This window comes from Achromobacter sp. 10T422, assembly GCF_056394065.1.
In genome coordinates this window covers 41,473-56,776 of sequence record NZ_JBFTHD010000013.1, presented here as the reverse complement: position 1 = coordinate 56,776, position 15,304 = coordinate 41,473, and the positions used below count along the sequence as shown (strand labels likewise).

Here is a 15,304-nt window from a genome sequence, read left to right as displayed (position 1 = left end):
CATGCACCACGCTTCAACTCTGACGCCGCCGTCGGCCAACCCTGCCCAGGCGCTGGCCCGGTTTGCGCACGCGCTCACCCCCGCTGCCCTGCCCCAAGCCGTGCGCGACAAGTCCACCCAACACATTCTGGACGCCATCGGCCTGGCGTTCGCGTCCAACACGTTTCCCTTTGCGGGCCCCGCGCTGGCGGGCATCCGTGCGGCTGGCGCGCCCGGAGAGGCAACGGTCGTGGGCGCCAACATGGCGTTAGCCCCGCGCGACGCTGCGCTGGCCAACGGGTACTTGATGCACGGCCTGGATTTTGACGATACGCACCCCGCCGCCATCGTCCACCCCACCGTCGCCTGCCTGCCCGCCGCATTGGCCATCGGCCAGGCCACCGACGCGCGCTGGGGCGATGTGCTGGCCGCCTACGCCGCCGGCATGGAAACGGCCATCCGGTTKGGCCGCGCGGTCAAGGGCGGCTTTCACCACGTGGGGTTTCACGCGACGGGCGTGGTGTCGCACTTCAGCTCGGCGGTGGTCGCCGGAAAGTTGCTGGGCCTGACCGTGCCGCAATTGGTGGCGGCCCAAGGCATTACCGCCAGCACCGCATCTGGCGTGCAGGTGTTTCTGGAAACCGGCGCGTGGACGAAACGCATGCATCCGGGCTGGGGCGCCATGGCCGGCATCACCGCCGCGCACATGGCGGGCGCGGGCTTTCACGGCCCTGACCGGCCCTATGAAGGCAAGTTCGGTTTCTTCGACGCGTACCTGCAAGCGCGCGCGGCCGAGGTCGATGCCGACTCCATCGCGCAAGATCTGGGCCAACACTGGACGTTGCTGGAAACTGCGATCAAGCCGTATCCCGTATGCCACTTCATTCACGGCGCCGCCGAAGCCGCGCTGGCGTTGCGCGCCGACGTGGGGGACGTGAGCCAGATCACACGCATTGAATGCGAATTGCCTGCGCAAACCTTGCCCATCGTGGCCGAACCCCACGCGTCAAAAATCTTGCCGCGTTCCGACTACGAAGCCAAGTTCAGCGCGCAATTCGTCGTCGCCGCCTGCCTGCTGCGGGGCCGCTTCACGCTGGCAGAACTAGACGACGCCAGCCTGGCCGACCCCGCCATTCTTGCGCTGGCGGCCAAGGTGCAATGCGCGGTGCAGGCCGACACCGCGTTCCCCAAGTATTTCTCGGGCGCGCTGCGCGTGCATCTGAAGAACGGTTCGGTGTTGCACCGCCATGTGCCCATGAATCTGGGCAGCGGCGAACGCGCGCTCAGCCTGGACGACATTGCGGCCAAGTTTCGCGCCAACGCCGCATTGCGGCTGCCGGCCGACCGCGTTGAGACCATTCTGCAAGCGCTGCTGGCGGCCGATGACGATACGCCAGTGCGAGAGCTGGCCCGTCTGCTGGGCTGACGGGCTGACGGGCTGACGGGCTGACGGGCTGACGGGCTGACGGGCTGACGGGCGGATGGGCGGATGGGCGGATGGGCGGATAGGGGCTATGCTGCGCCACATCCCACCGGGATGGGCTATGGCCCGTCTCGCCCCGAACCACGAGGCAAGCCGTCATGGACATGAAGCAGTTGCGTTACTTCGTCATGGTCGCCGAGGAGCTGAGTTTCAGCCGCGCCGCCGAAAAGCTCAATATGTCGCAGCCCCCGCTGTCCCTGCACATCAAGCTGCTAGAGGAAGAGCTGGGCGTGCAATTGCTGAACCGCACGCGCCGCGAGGTCAAGCTGACCGACGCCGGCGCCGTGTTCCTGCGCGAAAGCCGCTTGCTGCTGGGGCAGATGCGCACGGCGGTGGGCGCTGCGGTAAGGGCTGCGCAAAGCGATGCGGGCGTGTTGCGGCTGGGGGTGGCCACGTCTGCGCTCTTCAATGTGCTGCCGCGTTTTCTGGCGATGATCAAGGCCGCCTACCCCGGCGTGGAAGTGTCCGTTGCGGATATGCAATCGCATGATCAAGTGTCGGCCGTGACGCACGGGCAAATGGATATCGGCATCGTGCATGTGCGCCCCGACCGCAGCAAACTGATGCGCGTGCCGATTCTGCGCGAGCCGCTGGCCGTGGTGCTGCCCTTGGGACACCGCCTGGCCACGGGCGATTTCGCATTGTCGGAACTGGCGGAAGAACCGATGGTTTCCTTGGCGCGCGAGAGCGGCCCGGCGGTGTTCGACGCCATCGTCGCGTCTTGCTACGAGGCCGGATTCAGCCCGTCGTTCAAGCACACCGCCCGCAATCCGCTGACTATTTTTCAGATGGTTCGGCTGGGGTTCGGCGTGGCGCTGGTGCCGCGCGCGTACGCGTCCAGCGCCTATCCCGGCGTGTGCTTTCGCGAACTGGCTGGCACCGCCGGCCAGGTGCGCATGGAAGCCATCTGGAGCGACAAGCATGCGTCTGACCTGACGCGGCGCATCGCCACGCAATTGCTGCCGCGTCTGGCCGAGCCCGATTAGCCGCGCCCGTCGATCAGCTTGACCGTCACCGGGTGGTAGTTCTGCGCATAGCCCGCATCGCGCGCCCGGCACATCAGGTCGTGCGCGTACTGGGCGATGTGCGGTTTGAAGTCGGCGCTATCGGCCAACGCCAGCGCCAGGCTCGCGTCCTTGATGGCGTAGGTCAGCGGAAAGGTCTTCTCGGGAAACTCATCCTTGGCCATCGACTTCATGCCGTGGTTACGCAGCACGAAGCTGTCGGCGGACCCTTGCGATAAGAGTTCGAACAACTTTTCGCCATCCATGCCGCTGCGCCGCCCGATCGTCAGCACTTCGGCCAGCGCGTTCACCGTCATGAACACCATCATGTTGTTCAGGATTTTCAGAATCTGGCCGCTGCCCGTGTCCCCACAATGCAGCACGTCCGAGCCCATGCATTCCAGCATGGGGCGCAAACGGGCAACGTCCGCTTCGCTTCCGCCCACGCTGATCATCAAGGTGCCGGCTACCGCGGCCTGCTTGGTGCGTGCCACCGGCGCGTCCACGAAGCCGATGCCGGCCTCGCGCAGCCGCGCCGCCAAGGCGCGGGTGCGCGCCACGTCGCTCGTGCTCATGTCCACGATCATGCCCGGCCGTTTGGGCGACGCCAGAATCTCGTCCACCACCGACTCCACCTGATCGATCGACGGCAGAGACAAGAACACAATGTCGGATTGACCGGCCACGTCAGCCACCGACGCCGCCGCCTGCCCGCCTTGCGCCACCACGCGCGCCACGGCATCGGCCGCGCGGTCATACACGTGCACGGGCTGGCCCGACTTGCGCGCCAGATTGATGCTCATGGGTTCGCCCATCACGCCCAGGCCAATAAAGCCCAAGTTCAGTTGTTCTTTCATCACTGCTCCTGTTTCGAATTGGGTAACGCGCCGCGCGGGATCAATCTGCCTTGATGCGGGCGGCGCTGATCAAGGTTTTGTATTTGCTGAATTCGCTAGAGGCGTACTGGCCGAACTCGTCGGGCGATGAGCCCACGGGCTGGAACGAAATCGACGCCAGCTTTTCGGCAACGACGGGGTCGCGCAACGCCAGGCGTACTTCTTTCTGCACCCGGTTGACGACGCTTTGCGGCGTGCCGGCGGGCGCCCACAAGCCGTACCAGCTCGGCATGTCGAAGCCGGGGAAGCCGCTTTCGGCAACGGTAGGCAGGTCGGGCAGCGAGGCCAGGCGCTGGTCGCTGGTGACCGCCAACGCGCGCAGCCGGCCACTTTGCACATGCGGGTAGGCGGACGCCATGGGTTCGATCATGGCGGAGACATGCCCGCCCATCAGATCCACCAGCGCAGGGCCGCCGCCCTTGTACGGAATCACCGGCATGTCGACTTTGGCTTCGACGTTGACCAATTCACACGCCAGATGGCCGGCCGCGCCAAACGCGGCGATGGCCCACTGCACTTCGCGCGGCCGCTTGCGGGCGTCGGCGATCAGGTCGGCCACCGTGCGGTACGGACTGTCGGCCTTCACCACCAGCAATTGCGGCAACGCGCCGATTTCGGTGATGGGCACAAAATCATTGATGGCGTCGTAAGTGGCGGTGGTCAGCAACGAGGGGTTGGCCATCTGCAACGACGCGTTCAGCAGCAGCGTGTAGCCATCGGGCTTGGCTTGCTTGACGTGCTGCGCGCCGATCACGCTGCTGGCGCCGGGCCGGTTTTCGATGACGACCGGCTGGCCCAGCTGCTTTTCCAATTGCGGCGCCAGCGTGCGCGCCACGGTGTCCACCGAGCCGCCAGGCGGAAACGGCACCACCAGCCGAATGGGGCCGGCCGGGTAGCCGCCCTGCCCCGTGTTGGCCAAAGCCGGCCCCATCAGCGCCAGCGCACACACCGCCGACAACAGCGAACGGCGTGACAGCCCGACGCGAAGACCGCGCGGGTCGCGTTGTTCTTTGTTCATGTCTCGTCCTTGGTTGCGGTGCGATCAGGTCCGGATGGCGAACGGGTCGCGCACGTCGTTGGAATAATCGATCATCACGTTGCGCGTGGTCAGGTATTCCTTTAAACCTGCCTCGCCGCGCTCGCGTCCAATGCCAGATTCCTTAAAGCCGCCAAATGGCGCCTGCGCGCCCAACGCGCGGTACGTGTTGACCCAGACCGTGCCGCTTTGCATGGCGCGCGACACGCGCAACGCCCGGTTCAGGTCGCGTGTCCATAGACCGGAGGCCAGGCCGTAGCGGCTGTCGTTGGCCATGCGGATGGCGTCGTCTTCGGTGTCAAACGGAATGATGGCCAGCACCGGGCCGAAGATTTCTTCCTGCGCCAGGTGGCTGGCGTTGTCGACGTCGGCAAAGATGGTCGGTTCGATGAAGTAGCCGCTTTCCAGGCCCGGGCCGCGTGCGCGTCCGCCACCGCACACCAGGCGTGCGCCTGCGCTTCTTGCCGTTTCGATGGCGTCCAGGATGCGGCGGAATTGCGGCTCGTTGGCCACCGTACCCATTTCGGTTTCCGGGTTGGCCGGGTCGCCCAGCCGGATGCGGCCGGCGCGTTCGGTCAGGCGTGCAACCACTTCGTCATACACGCCGCGCTGCACCAGCAAGCGCGAACCGGCCACGCAGGTTTGGCCCGTCGCGCCGAAGATGCCGGCCAAGGCGCCGACGACGGCACGTTCCAGGTCGGCGTCGTCAAAGATGATGTTGGGGGATTTGCCGCCCAGTTCCAGCTTCACGGGAACCAGCCGGCGCCCGGCCATGGCGGCGATTTCGCGGCCCACTTGCGGGCTGCCGGTGAAGCTGACGAGCGCCACGCCCGGGTCTTCGACAAGAGCCCGGCCGGTACGTGCGCCGCCAGTCACCACATTGAAAACGCCCGGGGGAAAGCCCGCTTCCTCGACCAGCGCCGCAAATTCCAGGGTGGATGCCGATGCATGCTCAGACGGTTTGACGACCACGCAATTGCCCGCAGCCAATGCCGGCGCGAGCTTATTGGCCAGCAACGCCAACGGCGAATTCCACGCGGTGATCAAGGCCACCACGCCGTAGGGTTCCAGCGAGACATAGTCCAGCGTGTTGGGCTGGTCCAGCGGCACATGCTGGCCGAACAGCTTGTCGGCATAGCCTGCGAAGTAGCGCAGCTGGCGCCCTACCCACAGCATCTGCGGCCGGGTTTCGCGAACGATTTTGCCGTTGTCGCGGCTTTCGATAGCCGACATGCGGTCGGCCGACGCTTCGATCAGCCCCGCCAGCTTGTGCATCAATGCGGCGCGTTTCACGCCCGGCGTATCGCGCCAGACGGTCTGAAAGCAGCGGTTGGCGGCGGCCACCGCCTGGGCGACGTCTTCCGGACCGGCATCCGGAATTTCGGCCCAGACTTCGCCCGTATAGGGGTTGGTGCTTTGCAGCATCCGCCCGTCGGCGGCAGGCACGCGACGGCCGTCCACGACCAACTGATAACGCTGTATCACGCTTGTCTCCTTGATGTTTTACGTCGGCGTCTGGTGCGCCGCGTCCCCGGCTAAGGGGGCAAAAGGAGTATGGAAGGCGTGCGTGCTTCTCGTCTAATACTGTTTTAAGACTTCTGTTATTTCGAACTGGCGATTACGGCGGTGGCTCGGAGGGTGAGCGCCGCCGCGTAGGCGATAGGGCCGTTGGCGGCGGCCCGCTTTTGCTCAGTCGATGCGGCCAATCGACGCGCCCGCTGCCACCGCCTGCCCCGGCGCGGCTTCGTGCTTGAGCACGCCGTCGCGATGGGCCAGCACCTGCATTTCCATCTTCATGGCTTCCATCGTGGCGATCAGCTCGCCTTGCTTGACGGTGGCGCCGTCGCCGGCTTTCCAGGCCTGGATGGTGCCGGCAATGGGGGCCGCCACGCTTTGCGCGCTGGCCGTGGCCGCCGCATTGCCAACCGCACTGTCGCCCGCTGCCGCTGCGCCCGCCGATTGCAGGCCGCGCAGCAACTCGGCCGGAAGCCCGAGCGACACGCGCTTGCCGTCAATCTCCACCGCCGTGCGGTGCAGGTTCACCGCGCCCAACGGCGCCGGACGCACGGCGGCTTCCAGGTCGTTGGCAAAATCGGTTTCGATCCAGCGCGTATGCACCTTGAAGCTGGCGCCATCGCCCAGGAAGTCGTCATGCGCCAACACCGCGCGATGAAACGGCAGCACCGAGGCCACGCCGTCGATACGGAATTCCGCCAGGGCGCGGCGGGCGCGGGCAATGGCTTGTTCGCGCGTGGCGCCCGTGACGATCAGCTTGGCCATCAGCGAATCGAACGTGCCCGGAATGGTCGAGCCCGATTCCACGCCGCTGTCCACACGCACGCCCGGCCCCGACGGTGCGGCGAAGGTGCTGATGCGGCCCGGCGACGGCAGGAAACCCCGGCCCACGTCTTCGGCATTGATGCGGAATTCAATGGCGTGGCAACGCGGCGCGGGCGCGGCGTCGATTTGCAGCGGCAGGCCATCCGCAATGCGCAGCTGCTCCACCACCAGGTCCAGCCCGCAGGTTTCTTCGGTGACGGGGTGTTCCACTTGCAGACGCGTGTTGACCTCCAGGAACGAAATGGCGCCCGACGCGCTCAGCAAAAATTCCACGGTGCCTGCGCCCACATACCCGGCGTGCGCGCAGATGTCCCGCGCCGATGCATGGATGCGCTGGCGTTGGTCGTCAGACAGGAACGGCGCGGGCGCTTCTTCCACCAGCTTCTGGTTGCGGCGTTGCAGCGAGCAATCACGCGTGCCCAACACCACGACCTTGCCGTGCTGGTCAGCCAGCACCTGGGCTTCGACGTGGCGCGGATGGTCCAGGAATTGTTCAACGTAGCATTCGCCCCGGCCAAAGGCGGTGACGGCTTCGCGCACGGCCGACTCATAGAGTTCGGCCACGTCTTCCATGCGCCATACCACCTTCAGGCCGCGGCCACCGCCGCCAAACGCCGCCTTGATGGCAATCGGCAAGCCGTGTTCTTGCGCAAAGGCCAGAACGTCTTCGGCGCCAGTGACGGGGTCGGCCGTGCCAGCCACCAGCGGCGCGCCGACTTCGAGCGCGATCTTGCGGGCCTGGACTTTGTCGCCCAGACGTTCGATGGTGTCGGGCGACGGGCCAATCCACGTCAGGCCAGCACCGATGACGGCGCGTGCAAACACCGCGCTTTCCGACAGGAAGCCATAGCCCGGGTGCACCGCATCTGCGCCGCTGCGGCGCGCCGCGGCAAGCAGCTTGTCGATGTTGAGATACGTGTCGGCCGGGCGGTCGCCGTCCAGGCCGTAAGCCTCGTCGGCCATGCGCGCATGCAGGGCGTCGAAATCGGCATCCGCGTAGACGGCGACGGACTTCACGCCGTAGTCGGCGCAGGCGCGGATGATGCGGACGGCGATCTCGCCACGGTTGGCAATCAGGACTTTCTTCATGGCTGGCATGGGTCTGGTTAATTCGTTGTGACCGGCGCGGCGGGGACATCAACCGGGACGAAGTCGGAAACGGGGTTGAAGCGCACACGCGCGCCAATGGGAATCTGCGCCGCGCGGTCCAGGTGCCAGGGGGCAACGGAACCGATCACCGGGTAGCCGCCCGTGAGCGGATGGTCGGCCAGAAACAGCACGGGTTGGCCGCTGGCCGGCACCTGGATCGAGCCTTTGCGCGTGCCCTCGCTGGGCAGTTCGGCGTGGTTGGCGCGTTGCAGCGGCGTATCGCCATTCAAGCGGATGCCGACGCGGTTGGATTGCGGGGTGACGGTCCAGGCTTGGCGCGACAGCAACGCCACGGCATCGGCATCGCACCAATCGGTGCGCGGCCCCAACACCACGTCCAGCACCACCTCGGTGTTCTGAACAGGCAAGTCTGCCGCGGGCAATTCCGGCGCGCCCACGATAGCGCCCTGCCCGGCCGGCAGAATGCCAATGCGGTCGCCAGCGGCCAAGGGCTCGGGGCCGACGCGGGCCAAGGTATCGGTCGACCGGCTGCCCAGCACGGGCTCGATATCAAAGCCGCCGCGCACCGCCAGGTAATAGCGGATGCCGGCGTCGGGCTGGCCCAGCGACAGCGTGTCGCCGTCGTTCAAGGCAATGGCTTGATGGCCTGGCACGGACCAGCTGGCGCCTGCCGCATCACGCAACGTCAGTTCGCCACGCGCGCCCGTCACGGCGACAACGCACGCGCCATGCGCACGCATCTGGAATCCGCCGTAGACGATTTCAATGCAGGCATCGCCGGGCGCATTGCCCACAAGCCGGTTGGCGGCGCGCAGCGCGCTGCGATCCATCGCACCCGATGCGGCCACGCCCTGGCGCGCCTGGCCGGGGCGGCCCAAGTCTTGGAACACGGCTTGCAGGCCGGATGCCACCACGTCGATTGCCGGCGATCCGCCAGCCATGCGCGGGGCGCTGGCGGACGCGGTTGCGGCCGGGGTGTCGGACGCGGCAGGCAACGGGCCGGCGTCGATGAACCGGACGCGGTAACCGGGTTGCAGCAAGGCGGGCGTGTCGCGCGACAAGTCCCACATGGGGGTCGGCGTTACGCCAAGAATCTGCCAGCCGCCGGGGCTGGCTTGCGGGTACACGCCGCTGAAGGTGCCTGCCAGCGCCACGGCGCCAGCGGGAATACGGGTGCGCGGCGTCTTGCGGCGCGGCACATCCAGCGTGGGGTCGCCACCGCTCAAGTACGCGAAACCCGGCGCAAAGCCGGTGAACGCCACGCTGTAGGTGCCGCCCGTGTGCCGGCGCACGACCTCGTCGCGCGTGATGCCGAGCAGGCCGGCCACGTCGTCCAGGTCTTCGCCGTTGTAGTGCACAGGAATTTCAACGAGCTTGCCGTCGCGTGCGACGTGGCCGCTGGTGTCGCGGCTGCCGATGTCGGCAATGAGCGCGTCACGGGTCACGGCTTCCGGGCGGAAGATGACCAGCACGGTGCGCGCAGCCGGCACCAGCTCGGTCACGCCAGGAATCGGCTGCGTCTGTAGCGCGGCGAACAGGGCCAGCGTCTGCTCAAGATCGTCAAGCTCAACGAGCAGCGCATCGGTGTTTACGGGCAAAAAGCGCACGCAGTCTCCTAGACGGAAATTTCCGGGGCAACGTCAGTGGTCAGTGGGAAATGGCGGCAGATAAGCGTTCAGGCCGCGTCAGCAAACGATTGGATCGCCACGCCAGCTAGCTCCAGGCGGCGGCGCACTTCACGCGCCATGTCCACCGCGCCGGGGCTGTCGCCGTGTACGCAGATGGAATCCGCTTGAACGCGCGTTAGGCTGCCGTCGATCGCTTCAACAACGCCCTCTTCCACCAGACGCAGCATACGCTGCGCAACCGCTTCCGGATCATGCAGCACGGCGCCCTTTTCACGGCGCGACACCAGCGTGCCTTGCGGCGTATAGGCGCGGTCGGCGAAGGCTTCGGCCACCACACGCAAGCCGCGTTCGCGCGCCAGCGGGATCAGCGGCGAACCGGCCAGCGCGACCAGAATCAGCGACGGATCAATCTCCAGCATGGCCGTGATGACGTCGTTGCCCTGGCGCGCGTCGTGCGCAATGGTGTTGTACAGCGCGCCATGCGGCTTCACATAGCGCACCGGAACGCCAGCGGCGGCGGCCAGGCCTTTCAGGGCGCCGATCTGATAGATGACATCGGCGATGAGGTCGGCGCTGGCCACATCCATATTGCGGCGGCCAAAACCGGTCAGGTCCGGATAGGACACGTGCGCGCCCACGGTCACGCCATTGGCGGCGGCCGCTTTCAGTGTGGTCAGGATGCCGGCCGGGTCGCCCGCATGAAAACCGCAGGCCACGTTGGCGCTGGAAACCACCCGAAGCATTGCGGCGTCGTCGCCCATGCTCCAGGCGCCCAGGCTTTCGCCCAAGTCGCTGTTCAAATCAATCCGTGCCATGTCACTATTCTCAATTCACCGGCGGGTAGACAGCTGTAGAACCGTAGTTACAGATTTGTTCTACAAAACGGATTGAATGGTAGATCAGAATAGACACGACTGCCTATCAGTATTTGCCCCAGCACAGTACGAAAAAGGCAACATTGAGGGACAAAATGGCGGGGCTGTCGGATACACTCCGGTTTTTCCCCCGCCCATTCGTGCCCATGATTGATCCGAACGCGCACCAGACCCTGACCGATAAAGTCACCGAACAGATCCGACGCCGTTTGATCAATGGCGAGTTCGCGCCCGGACAACGCTTGTCCGAAGCGACGCTGACGCAGAGTCTGGACGTATCGCGCAATACCTTGCGTGAAGCGTTCCGCAACCTGACCAAGGAAGGCTTGCTGACGCATTCGCCTAACCGGGGCGTGGCGGTGGCGGTACCCAGCATGGCGTCCATCATCGACATCTACCGCGTGCGGCGCATGATCGAATGCCAGGCGCTGGCGCAGGCTTACCCGCACCACCCGGCGCGCCAGCGCATGCGGCAAGCGGTGGACAACGCCCTGGCCTGCCGTGAACAACAAGACTGGACGGGCCTGGGCACCGCCAACATGGCCTTTCATATGGCTATCGTGGAACTGGCCGACAGCGACCGCCTGAACGCTATGTTCTCGTTGCTGCTGGCCGAGCTGCGGCTGGTCTTCGGCTTGTTGCAAGACCCGGAATTCCTGCACGCGCCCTACGCCGAAATGAATGCGCGCATCTTGCGCTGGGTGGAAGCCGGTGAGTTCGGCGTGGCCGCCGATGCGCTCAAGGACTACCTGGCGCAGTCCGAGCGCATCGTGCTGGCCAGCTATGCGCGGCGCGTGGGCGGTGACGGCGGCTGAAGCCGCCACGACCGCAGCGCATCCACCACCACAAACGCCAGCAGGCTCACGCCCATCACCGGCAGGCACCATCCCAAGGCCGCCGCCAACGCCGCCGCCGTAATGCGGCCCGGCCACGACAGGCCCGCCCAGGCTTGCGTCAGCGTTTGCGCCGTTGCACCCGCCGCCGGCCGGCGCAGCCACCACATGCGATAGCCCAGCACAATCATCACGGTCAGCGCGATGCCAATGGCGCCCATCAGCAGCTGATTCGGCCAGCCGAACAGAATGCCCATGTGCATGTCGACGCCCCAGCGGATCAGTTTGGCGATCAGCGGAAAGGTGGCGAAGTCGGCACGGCTGGTGATGGTGTAGGTGGCCGGATCAATCGCGATGGTGTCGACCTGCGTGGGCCAGGAACGGTCAACTTCACGTACCGTCCACGCCTGATCCGCCGTGCGCGGCGGCCGKATTTCCAGCTGATTGCTGTCAATGCCGCCTTGGCGGGCCGTCTGCAAGATGCGGTCGATATCCCCCGCCGCGGCCGGCGTCGGCATGGACATCGAAGCCATTCCCGCCATGCCGCCGTGATGATGCGCGTGTTCGCCGCCCGCCTCCGCAGGCGCTGCCTGGCCCGCCGAATCCCCCGCCACCGGCAGTTTCAGGGACACCGACGGCGTGATCCAGCCCAGCTGTGCGCGCAGTTGATCCACGCGTCCGCCCGCCCAGTTCGACCACGTCAAGCCAGTGGCCGACAAGAACATCAGGCCCACCGCCAGCCACAAACCCAGCAGCGTATGCCAGCGCCGCGTGCGCAAGCGCGGGCTGCGCGCCGTGTTGGCGGCGGCCGCTCGGCGGCGGCCGGCCAGCCACAGCGCCAGCCCGCCCAAGGTGGCCAGCCACATCCAGGACGCGGCCAGTTCGCTGTAATTGCGGCCCAGTTCGCCCAGCATCAGGTTGCGATGCAGATAGTCCAGCGTGGTGCGAAACGGCAATGTGCCGCTGGTGCCGTAGACGATCATGTCGCCCTTGATGTCCAGCGTGGCCGGGTCGACGAACAGCGCCCGGCTTTCAGAATCGCCCAGCCCCGGCTGCGTGAACATGACCCGGGTGGTGTCGCCCGGCCCCGGCGCGGGGCGCACGGCGAACAGACGTGGCCCCTCGCCGATGCGGGCGCGCGCGGCCTCGACCTGTTTGGCCAGCGGCTGGGCCGGGCCGGTGGATGAGGTGCGGAGCTGGTCTGCATAGAGCAGGCTTTCGATCTGGGGCGTCAGCACGAACAGCGTGCCAGTCACGGCGGCCACCAGGATGAAGGGGCCGACGAACAGCCCAATGTAAAAATGCAGGCGGGTGATCAGCGCCAGCACGGCGCTGCGTCCCGCCGTTTGCGCGCGCGCAGGCGCGGCGGCGGGGGAATCCAGGGTTTGGGTGGACATGGAAGCCTCGAATACAGATGTCGAATACGGATGCCGAATAGGAATTCGATCCGGGTTTCAAATACGACGGCGCAGCCCTGCCCGGGCGGCCGTCACGTGCGCGATGCGCGCACAACAGAAACGGTTATTCGAAAATCGAGGGAGGCGCCCGCTGCCCCAGCGGCGGCCCCGCAGCGGGCATGGGCGGACGCGGGCTGTCCGCCAGAAACGGTTTCTGCGCCAGCCAGCGCAACAGCATGGGCGCCAGCGCCACAACCGGCGGCACGTCCAATACCTGATGGGCACTTAAGCCGAACGGGCACTCTTGCCCCGCCCCGCTCGTGTCGCCATGGCCAGCGCCAGGGTCATGGTGGCCATGATGCGGGTCCAGCTGCGGGTCTTGGTGCGGGTCTTGATGCAGGCCTAGCTGTGGGTCTTGATGTGGGACTTGATGATGGCCTTGCTGCACGGATAGCGCCTGAAGCGCCGCCAGCGTCCCGCCACCCGCCGAGCAGAATCCCAGCGCCAGACGCCCTTGCCGCAACGCGTCCGCATCCGGCATATAACCCACCGGCACCCAGGCGCGCGCCACCAGCAACAGCAACAACAACAGCCGCCCGACATCGGCGGCTGTGGCAAAGCGTGGGAATCGACTGGAAAAACCGGGTCGCATGCGTCCTATCCGTGGCGCCAGAAATTGCCAGCGCCAAGGCGGCATTTTACTCAGGCTGTCTGGGCGCGCCACCTGTTGCATTCTGCTTGCGGTTGCCCTCTTTCGAGCATAAATTGATCGAACCCGTTTTTTTCAATGGACACATTGCGTGCCCGGGAAGAACTCGGCGTCGAAAGGTTGTTTTTTATCTTTTAAGCCCGCGAGGAGCGTTGCGATGAAAGTGAAACACCTGCTAGCCCCGACAGCCGTTGCGCTGTCACTGCTGTTCACCACGCCTGGCGTGGCCCAACCCGCCGATCCGGCGCCCCTGATTACGGGGAAGCAATGGACGGAATCAGACGCCAGCCACAAGAAAGCCTTCCTGCTGGGCGTTGCCAACCTGCTGCAAGTCGAACGCGCGTATCAAGACAAGCGCAAGTTGAACGACACGCAGACCCTGGTTCCCCGGTTCTCGACCGGGCTGCAAAACCAGACACTGGACTCGGTGCGCGAGAGTCTGGACAGATGGTATGCCGCGAATCCCGCGAAGCTTGACCGCCCCGTGATGGAGACGCTGTGGTTTGAGGTCGTCGCACCTGGCGCGAAGCGCAAGCCTTGAAGGAGCCCATCATGAAAATGATTCGAACACTAGCCATTGGCATTGCAATTGGCACGCTTGCCGCCTGCACGAACATGACGCCCAAGCAGCAAGGGACGGTGTCGGGCACGGCCATCGGCGCGGCGGCGGGCGCGGGCATTGCCGCCATTGCGGGCGGCAGCGCCTGGACCGGCGCCGCCATCGGCGGTATTGCGGGTGGCGTCGCGGGCAATATCCGCGGGGGCAATTCGGGGTACTAACGCCACCGGTTATGGATGGCCACCCCTCGCCCGGCGTTCGGATCGTTCGTGATCCGCGCCGGGCGATTTAGTTGGGCTTGACGCGCCGCCTTGCTGCGTGGGCGGTTTGCTGTCCCTGCGTATTTCTACCCTCGCCTATTTCTGCTGTTCCCGCCACGCCTGGTACTTGGCCTGGTTTTCCTGATTGGGCGGATACAGCCCCGGCAGTTTTTCTCCCGCTTCGACCTGCTGCATGATCCAGCCTTCCAGCCGTTCCTGCTCGATGGCGATTTCCACCACTTCGTCCAGCAGCGCCGCCGGAATCAGCACCCCGCCGTCGCGGTCCAGCACGATGACGTCATTGGGAAACACGGCCACGCCGCCGCAACCCACGGGTTCCTGCCAGCCCACGAACGTCAAGCCGGCTACCGACGGCGGCGCCGCTGCGCCGCTGCACCAGACGGGCAGCCCGGTGCCTTCCACCCCTTCCAGATCCCGCACCACGCCGTCCGTCACCAGCGCCGCCACCCCGCGCTTTTGCATGCGGGCGCAAAGGATGTCGCCAAAAATACCCGCGTCCGTCACGCCCATGGCGTCGACCACGGCAATGCACCCTTCTGGCATGTCTTCGATGGCCGCCCGCGTGGAAATGGGCGATGCCCATGACGCGGGCGTGGCCAGGTCTTCACGGGCCGGCACGAAGCGCAGCGTGAACGCACGCCCCACTATCCGCTTGGCGCCAGGCGCCAACGGCTGCGCGCCACGCAACCACACGTTGCGCAAGCCTTTCTTGAGCAGCACGGTGGTCAGGGTGGCGGTGGTGATGCCCGACAGGGCCTGGACGACACGGGCGTCCAAGGGCTGGGGTGCAATCGTCATGATGCGAATTCTCCGAAGGTTGCCTTGAATGGTTGTTGATTGTGGCGCCAGACAAACCTCGGCACAACGTTGATTTTGCAGATTCAGAAAACGCTTTTTCTATCATTGCGGATGGGTTCGCTCGCGGCATCGCGCCCGGCAATATTGATTAACCGGTATGCGTCTTTTTTGGGGACGCATGAGAATCACAGGAGTAGGCATAAACAACCGCTTTTCTTGTGACTTTGAACAGCCCCCAGATCCGTAATATCGCACGACCTTAATCGCTGTTTTGTTCAAACTGATAAATGCAGGATTGATTGGCCCGATTCGCGGCGACCCGGTTTCTGCACGATGAAAAATAAATAACCGGGCTGTGAAGTTATCGCTTGATTTT

At 65.6% G+C, this 15,304-nt stretch carries 14 protein-coding genes; 5 read left to right on the top strand and 9 right to left on the bottom strand.

The window, feature by feature from the left end:
* Position 1: 1 nt before the first annotated feature.
* A complete protein-coding gene (locus tag AC1DB0_RS27775) occupies positions 2-1,405 on the top strand; it encodes an MmgE/PrpD family protein (protein ID WP_476758794.1) in 1,404 nt (467 codons plus the stop codon).
* Between the two features lie 155 nt (positions 1,406-1,560).
* On the top strand, positions 1,561-2,448 hold the full coding sequence (locus AC1DB0_RS27770) for a LysR substrate-binding domain-containing protein (RefSeq protein WP_054426770.1): 888 nt from the start codon (positions 1,561-1,563) through the stop codon (positions 2,446-2,448).
* Here the strand turns inward: AC1DB0_RS27770 and AC1DB0_RS27765 are convergent.
* The 6 genes from AC1DB0_RS27765 to AC1DB0_RS27740 all read right to left on the bottom strand — a co-directional run bounded on the left by AC1DB0_RS27765 (position 2,445) and on the right by AC1DB0_RS27740 (position 10,291).
* Positions 2,445-3,323 (bottom strand): NAD(P)-dependent oxidoreductase, encoded by an 879-nt coding sequence (locus AC1DB0_RS27765; protein WP_156336943.1) that lies wholly within the window; start codon positions 3,321-3,323, stop codon positions 2,445-2,447. The two genes, AC1DB0_RS27770 and AC1DB0_RS27765, sit on opposite strands and share 4 nt — an antisense overlap.
* A 40-nt stretch (positions 3,324-3,363) precedes the next feature.
* Complete coding sequence (locus AC1DB0_RS27760; protein WP_054426772.1) at positions 3,364-4,380, bottom strand: Bug family tripartite tricarboxylate transporter substrate binding protein; 1,017 nt, start codon at positions 4,378-4,380, stop codon at positions 3,364-3,366.
* Between the two features lie 24 nt (positions 4,381-4,404).
* On the bottom strand, positions 4,405-5,883 hold the full coding sequence (locus AC1DB0_RS27755) for an aldehyde dehydrogenase (RefSeq protein WP_338060081.1): 1,479 nt from the start codon (positions 5,881-5,883) through the stop codon (positions 4,405-4,407).
* A gap of 204 nt (positions 5,884-6,087) precedes the next feature.
* Positions 6,088-7,827, bottom strand: a complete 1,740-nt coding sequence (locus AC1DB0_RS27750; protein ID WP_447577798.1) for an acetyl/propionyl/methylcrotonyl-CoA carboxylase subunit alpha — start codon at positions 7,825-7,827, stop codon at positions 6,088-6,090.
* A 17-nt stretch (positions 7,828-7,844) separates the two neighbouring features.
* Complete coding sequence (locus AC1DB0_RS27745; RefSeq protein WP_476758389.1) at positions 7,845-9,455, bottom strand: 5-oxoprolinase subunit B/C family protein; 1,611 nt, start codon at positions 9,453-9,455, stop codon at positions 7,845-7,847.
* A gap of 68 nt (positions 9,456-9,523) precedes the next feature.
* Positions 9,524-10,291, bottom strand: coding sequence for a LamB/YcsF family protein (locus AC1DB0_RS27740; RefSeq protein ID WP_476758388.1), 768 nt, complete (start codon positions 10,289-10,291; stop codon positions 9,524-9,526).
* A gap of 206 nt (positions 10,292-10,497) precedes the next feature.
* Between AC1DB0_RS27740 and AC1DB0_RS27735 the strand changes: the two genes are divergently transcribed.
* Positions 10,498-11,166 (top strand): GntR family transcriptional regulator, encoded by a 669-nt coding sequence (locus AC1DB0_RS27735; RefSeq protein WP_054426776.1) that lies wholly within the window; start codon positions 10,498-10,500, stop codon positions 11,164-11,166.
* Here AC1DB0_RS27735 and AC1DB0_RS27730 read toward each other — a convergent pair.
* Together AC1DB0_RS27730 and AC1DB0_RS27725 are read right to left on the bottom strand one after the other, a co-directional pair.
* On the bottom strand, positions 11,133-12,581 hold the full coding sequence (locus tag AC1DB0_RS27730) for a PepSY-associated TM helix domain-containing protein (RefSeq protein ID WP_476758387.1): 1,449 nt from the start codon (positions 12,579-12,581) through the stop codon (positions 11,133-11,135). The genes AC1DB0_RS27735 and AC1DB0_RS27730 overlap by 34 nt on opposite strands.
* A gap of 124 nt (positions 12,582-12,705) precedes the next feature.
* Entirely contained in the window at positions 12,706-13,233 is a 528-nt protein-coding gene (locus AC1DB0_RS27725) for a DUF2946 family protein (protein WP_476758386.1), read from the bottom strand.
* Positions 13,234-13,447: 214 nt separating this feature from the next.
* On the opposite strand from AC1DB0_RS27725, the gene AC1DB0_RS27720 reads away from it, so the two are divergent.
* On the top strand, positions 13,448-13,831 hold the full coding sequence (locus AC1DB0_RS27720) for a hypothetical protein (RefSeq protein ID WP_082387214.1): 384 nt from the start codon (positions 13,448-13,450) through the stop codon (positions 13,829-13,831).
* Between the two features lie 11 nt (positions 13,832-13,842).
* Positions 13,843-14,070, top strand: coding sequence for a hypothetical protein (locus AC1DB0_RS27715; protein WP_054426779.1), 228 nt, complete (start codon positions 13,843-13,845; stop codon positions 14,068-14,070).
* A gap of 135 nt (positions 14,071-14,205) precedes the next feature.
* On the opposite strand, the gene AC1DB0_RS27710 is transcribed toward AC1DB0_RS27715, so the two are convergent.
* The gene (locus AC1DB0_RS27710; protein ID WP_175168738.1) at positions 14,206-14,928 is read right to left on the bottom strand and encodes a ribonuclease activity regulator RraA; all 723 of its coding nucleotides are present in this window, start codon (positions 14,926-14,928) and stop codon (positions 14,206-14,208) included.
* Between the last annotated feature and the right edge of the window lie 376 nt (positions 14,929-15,304).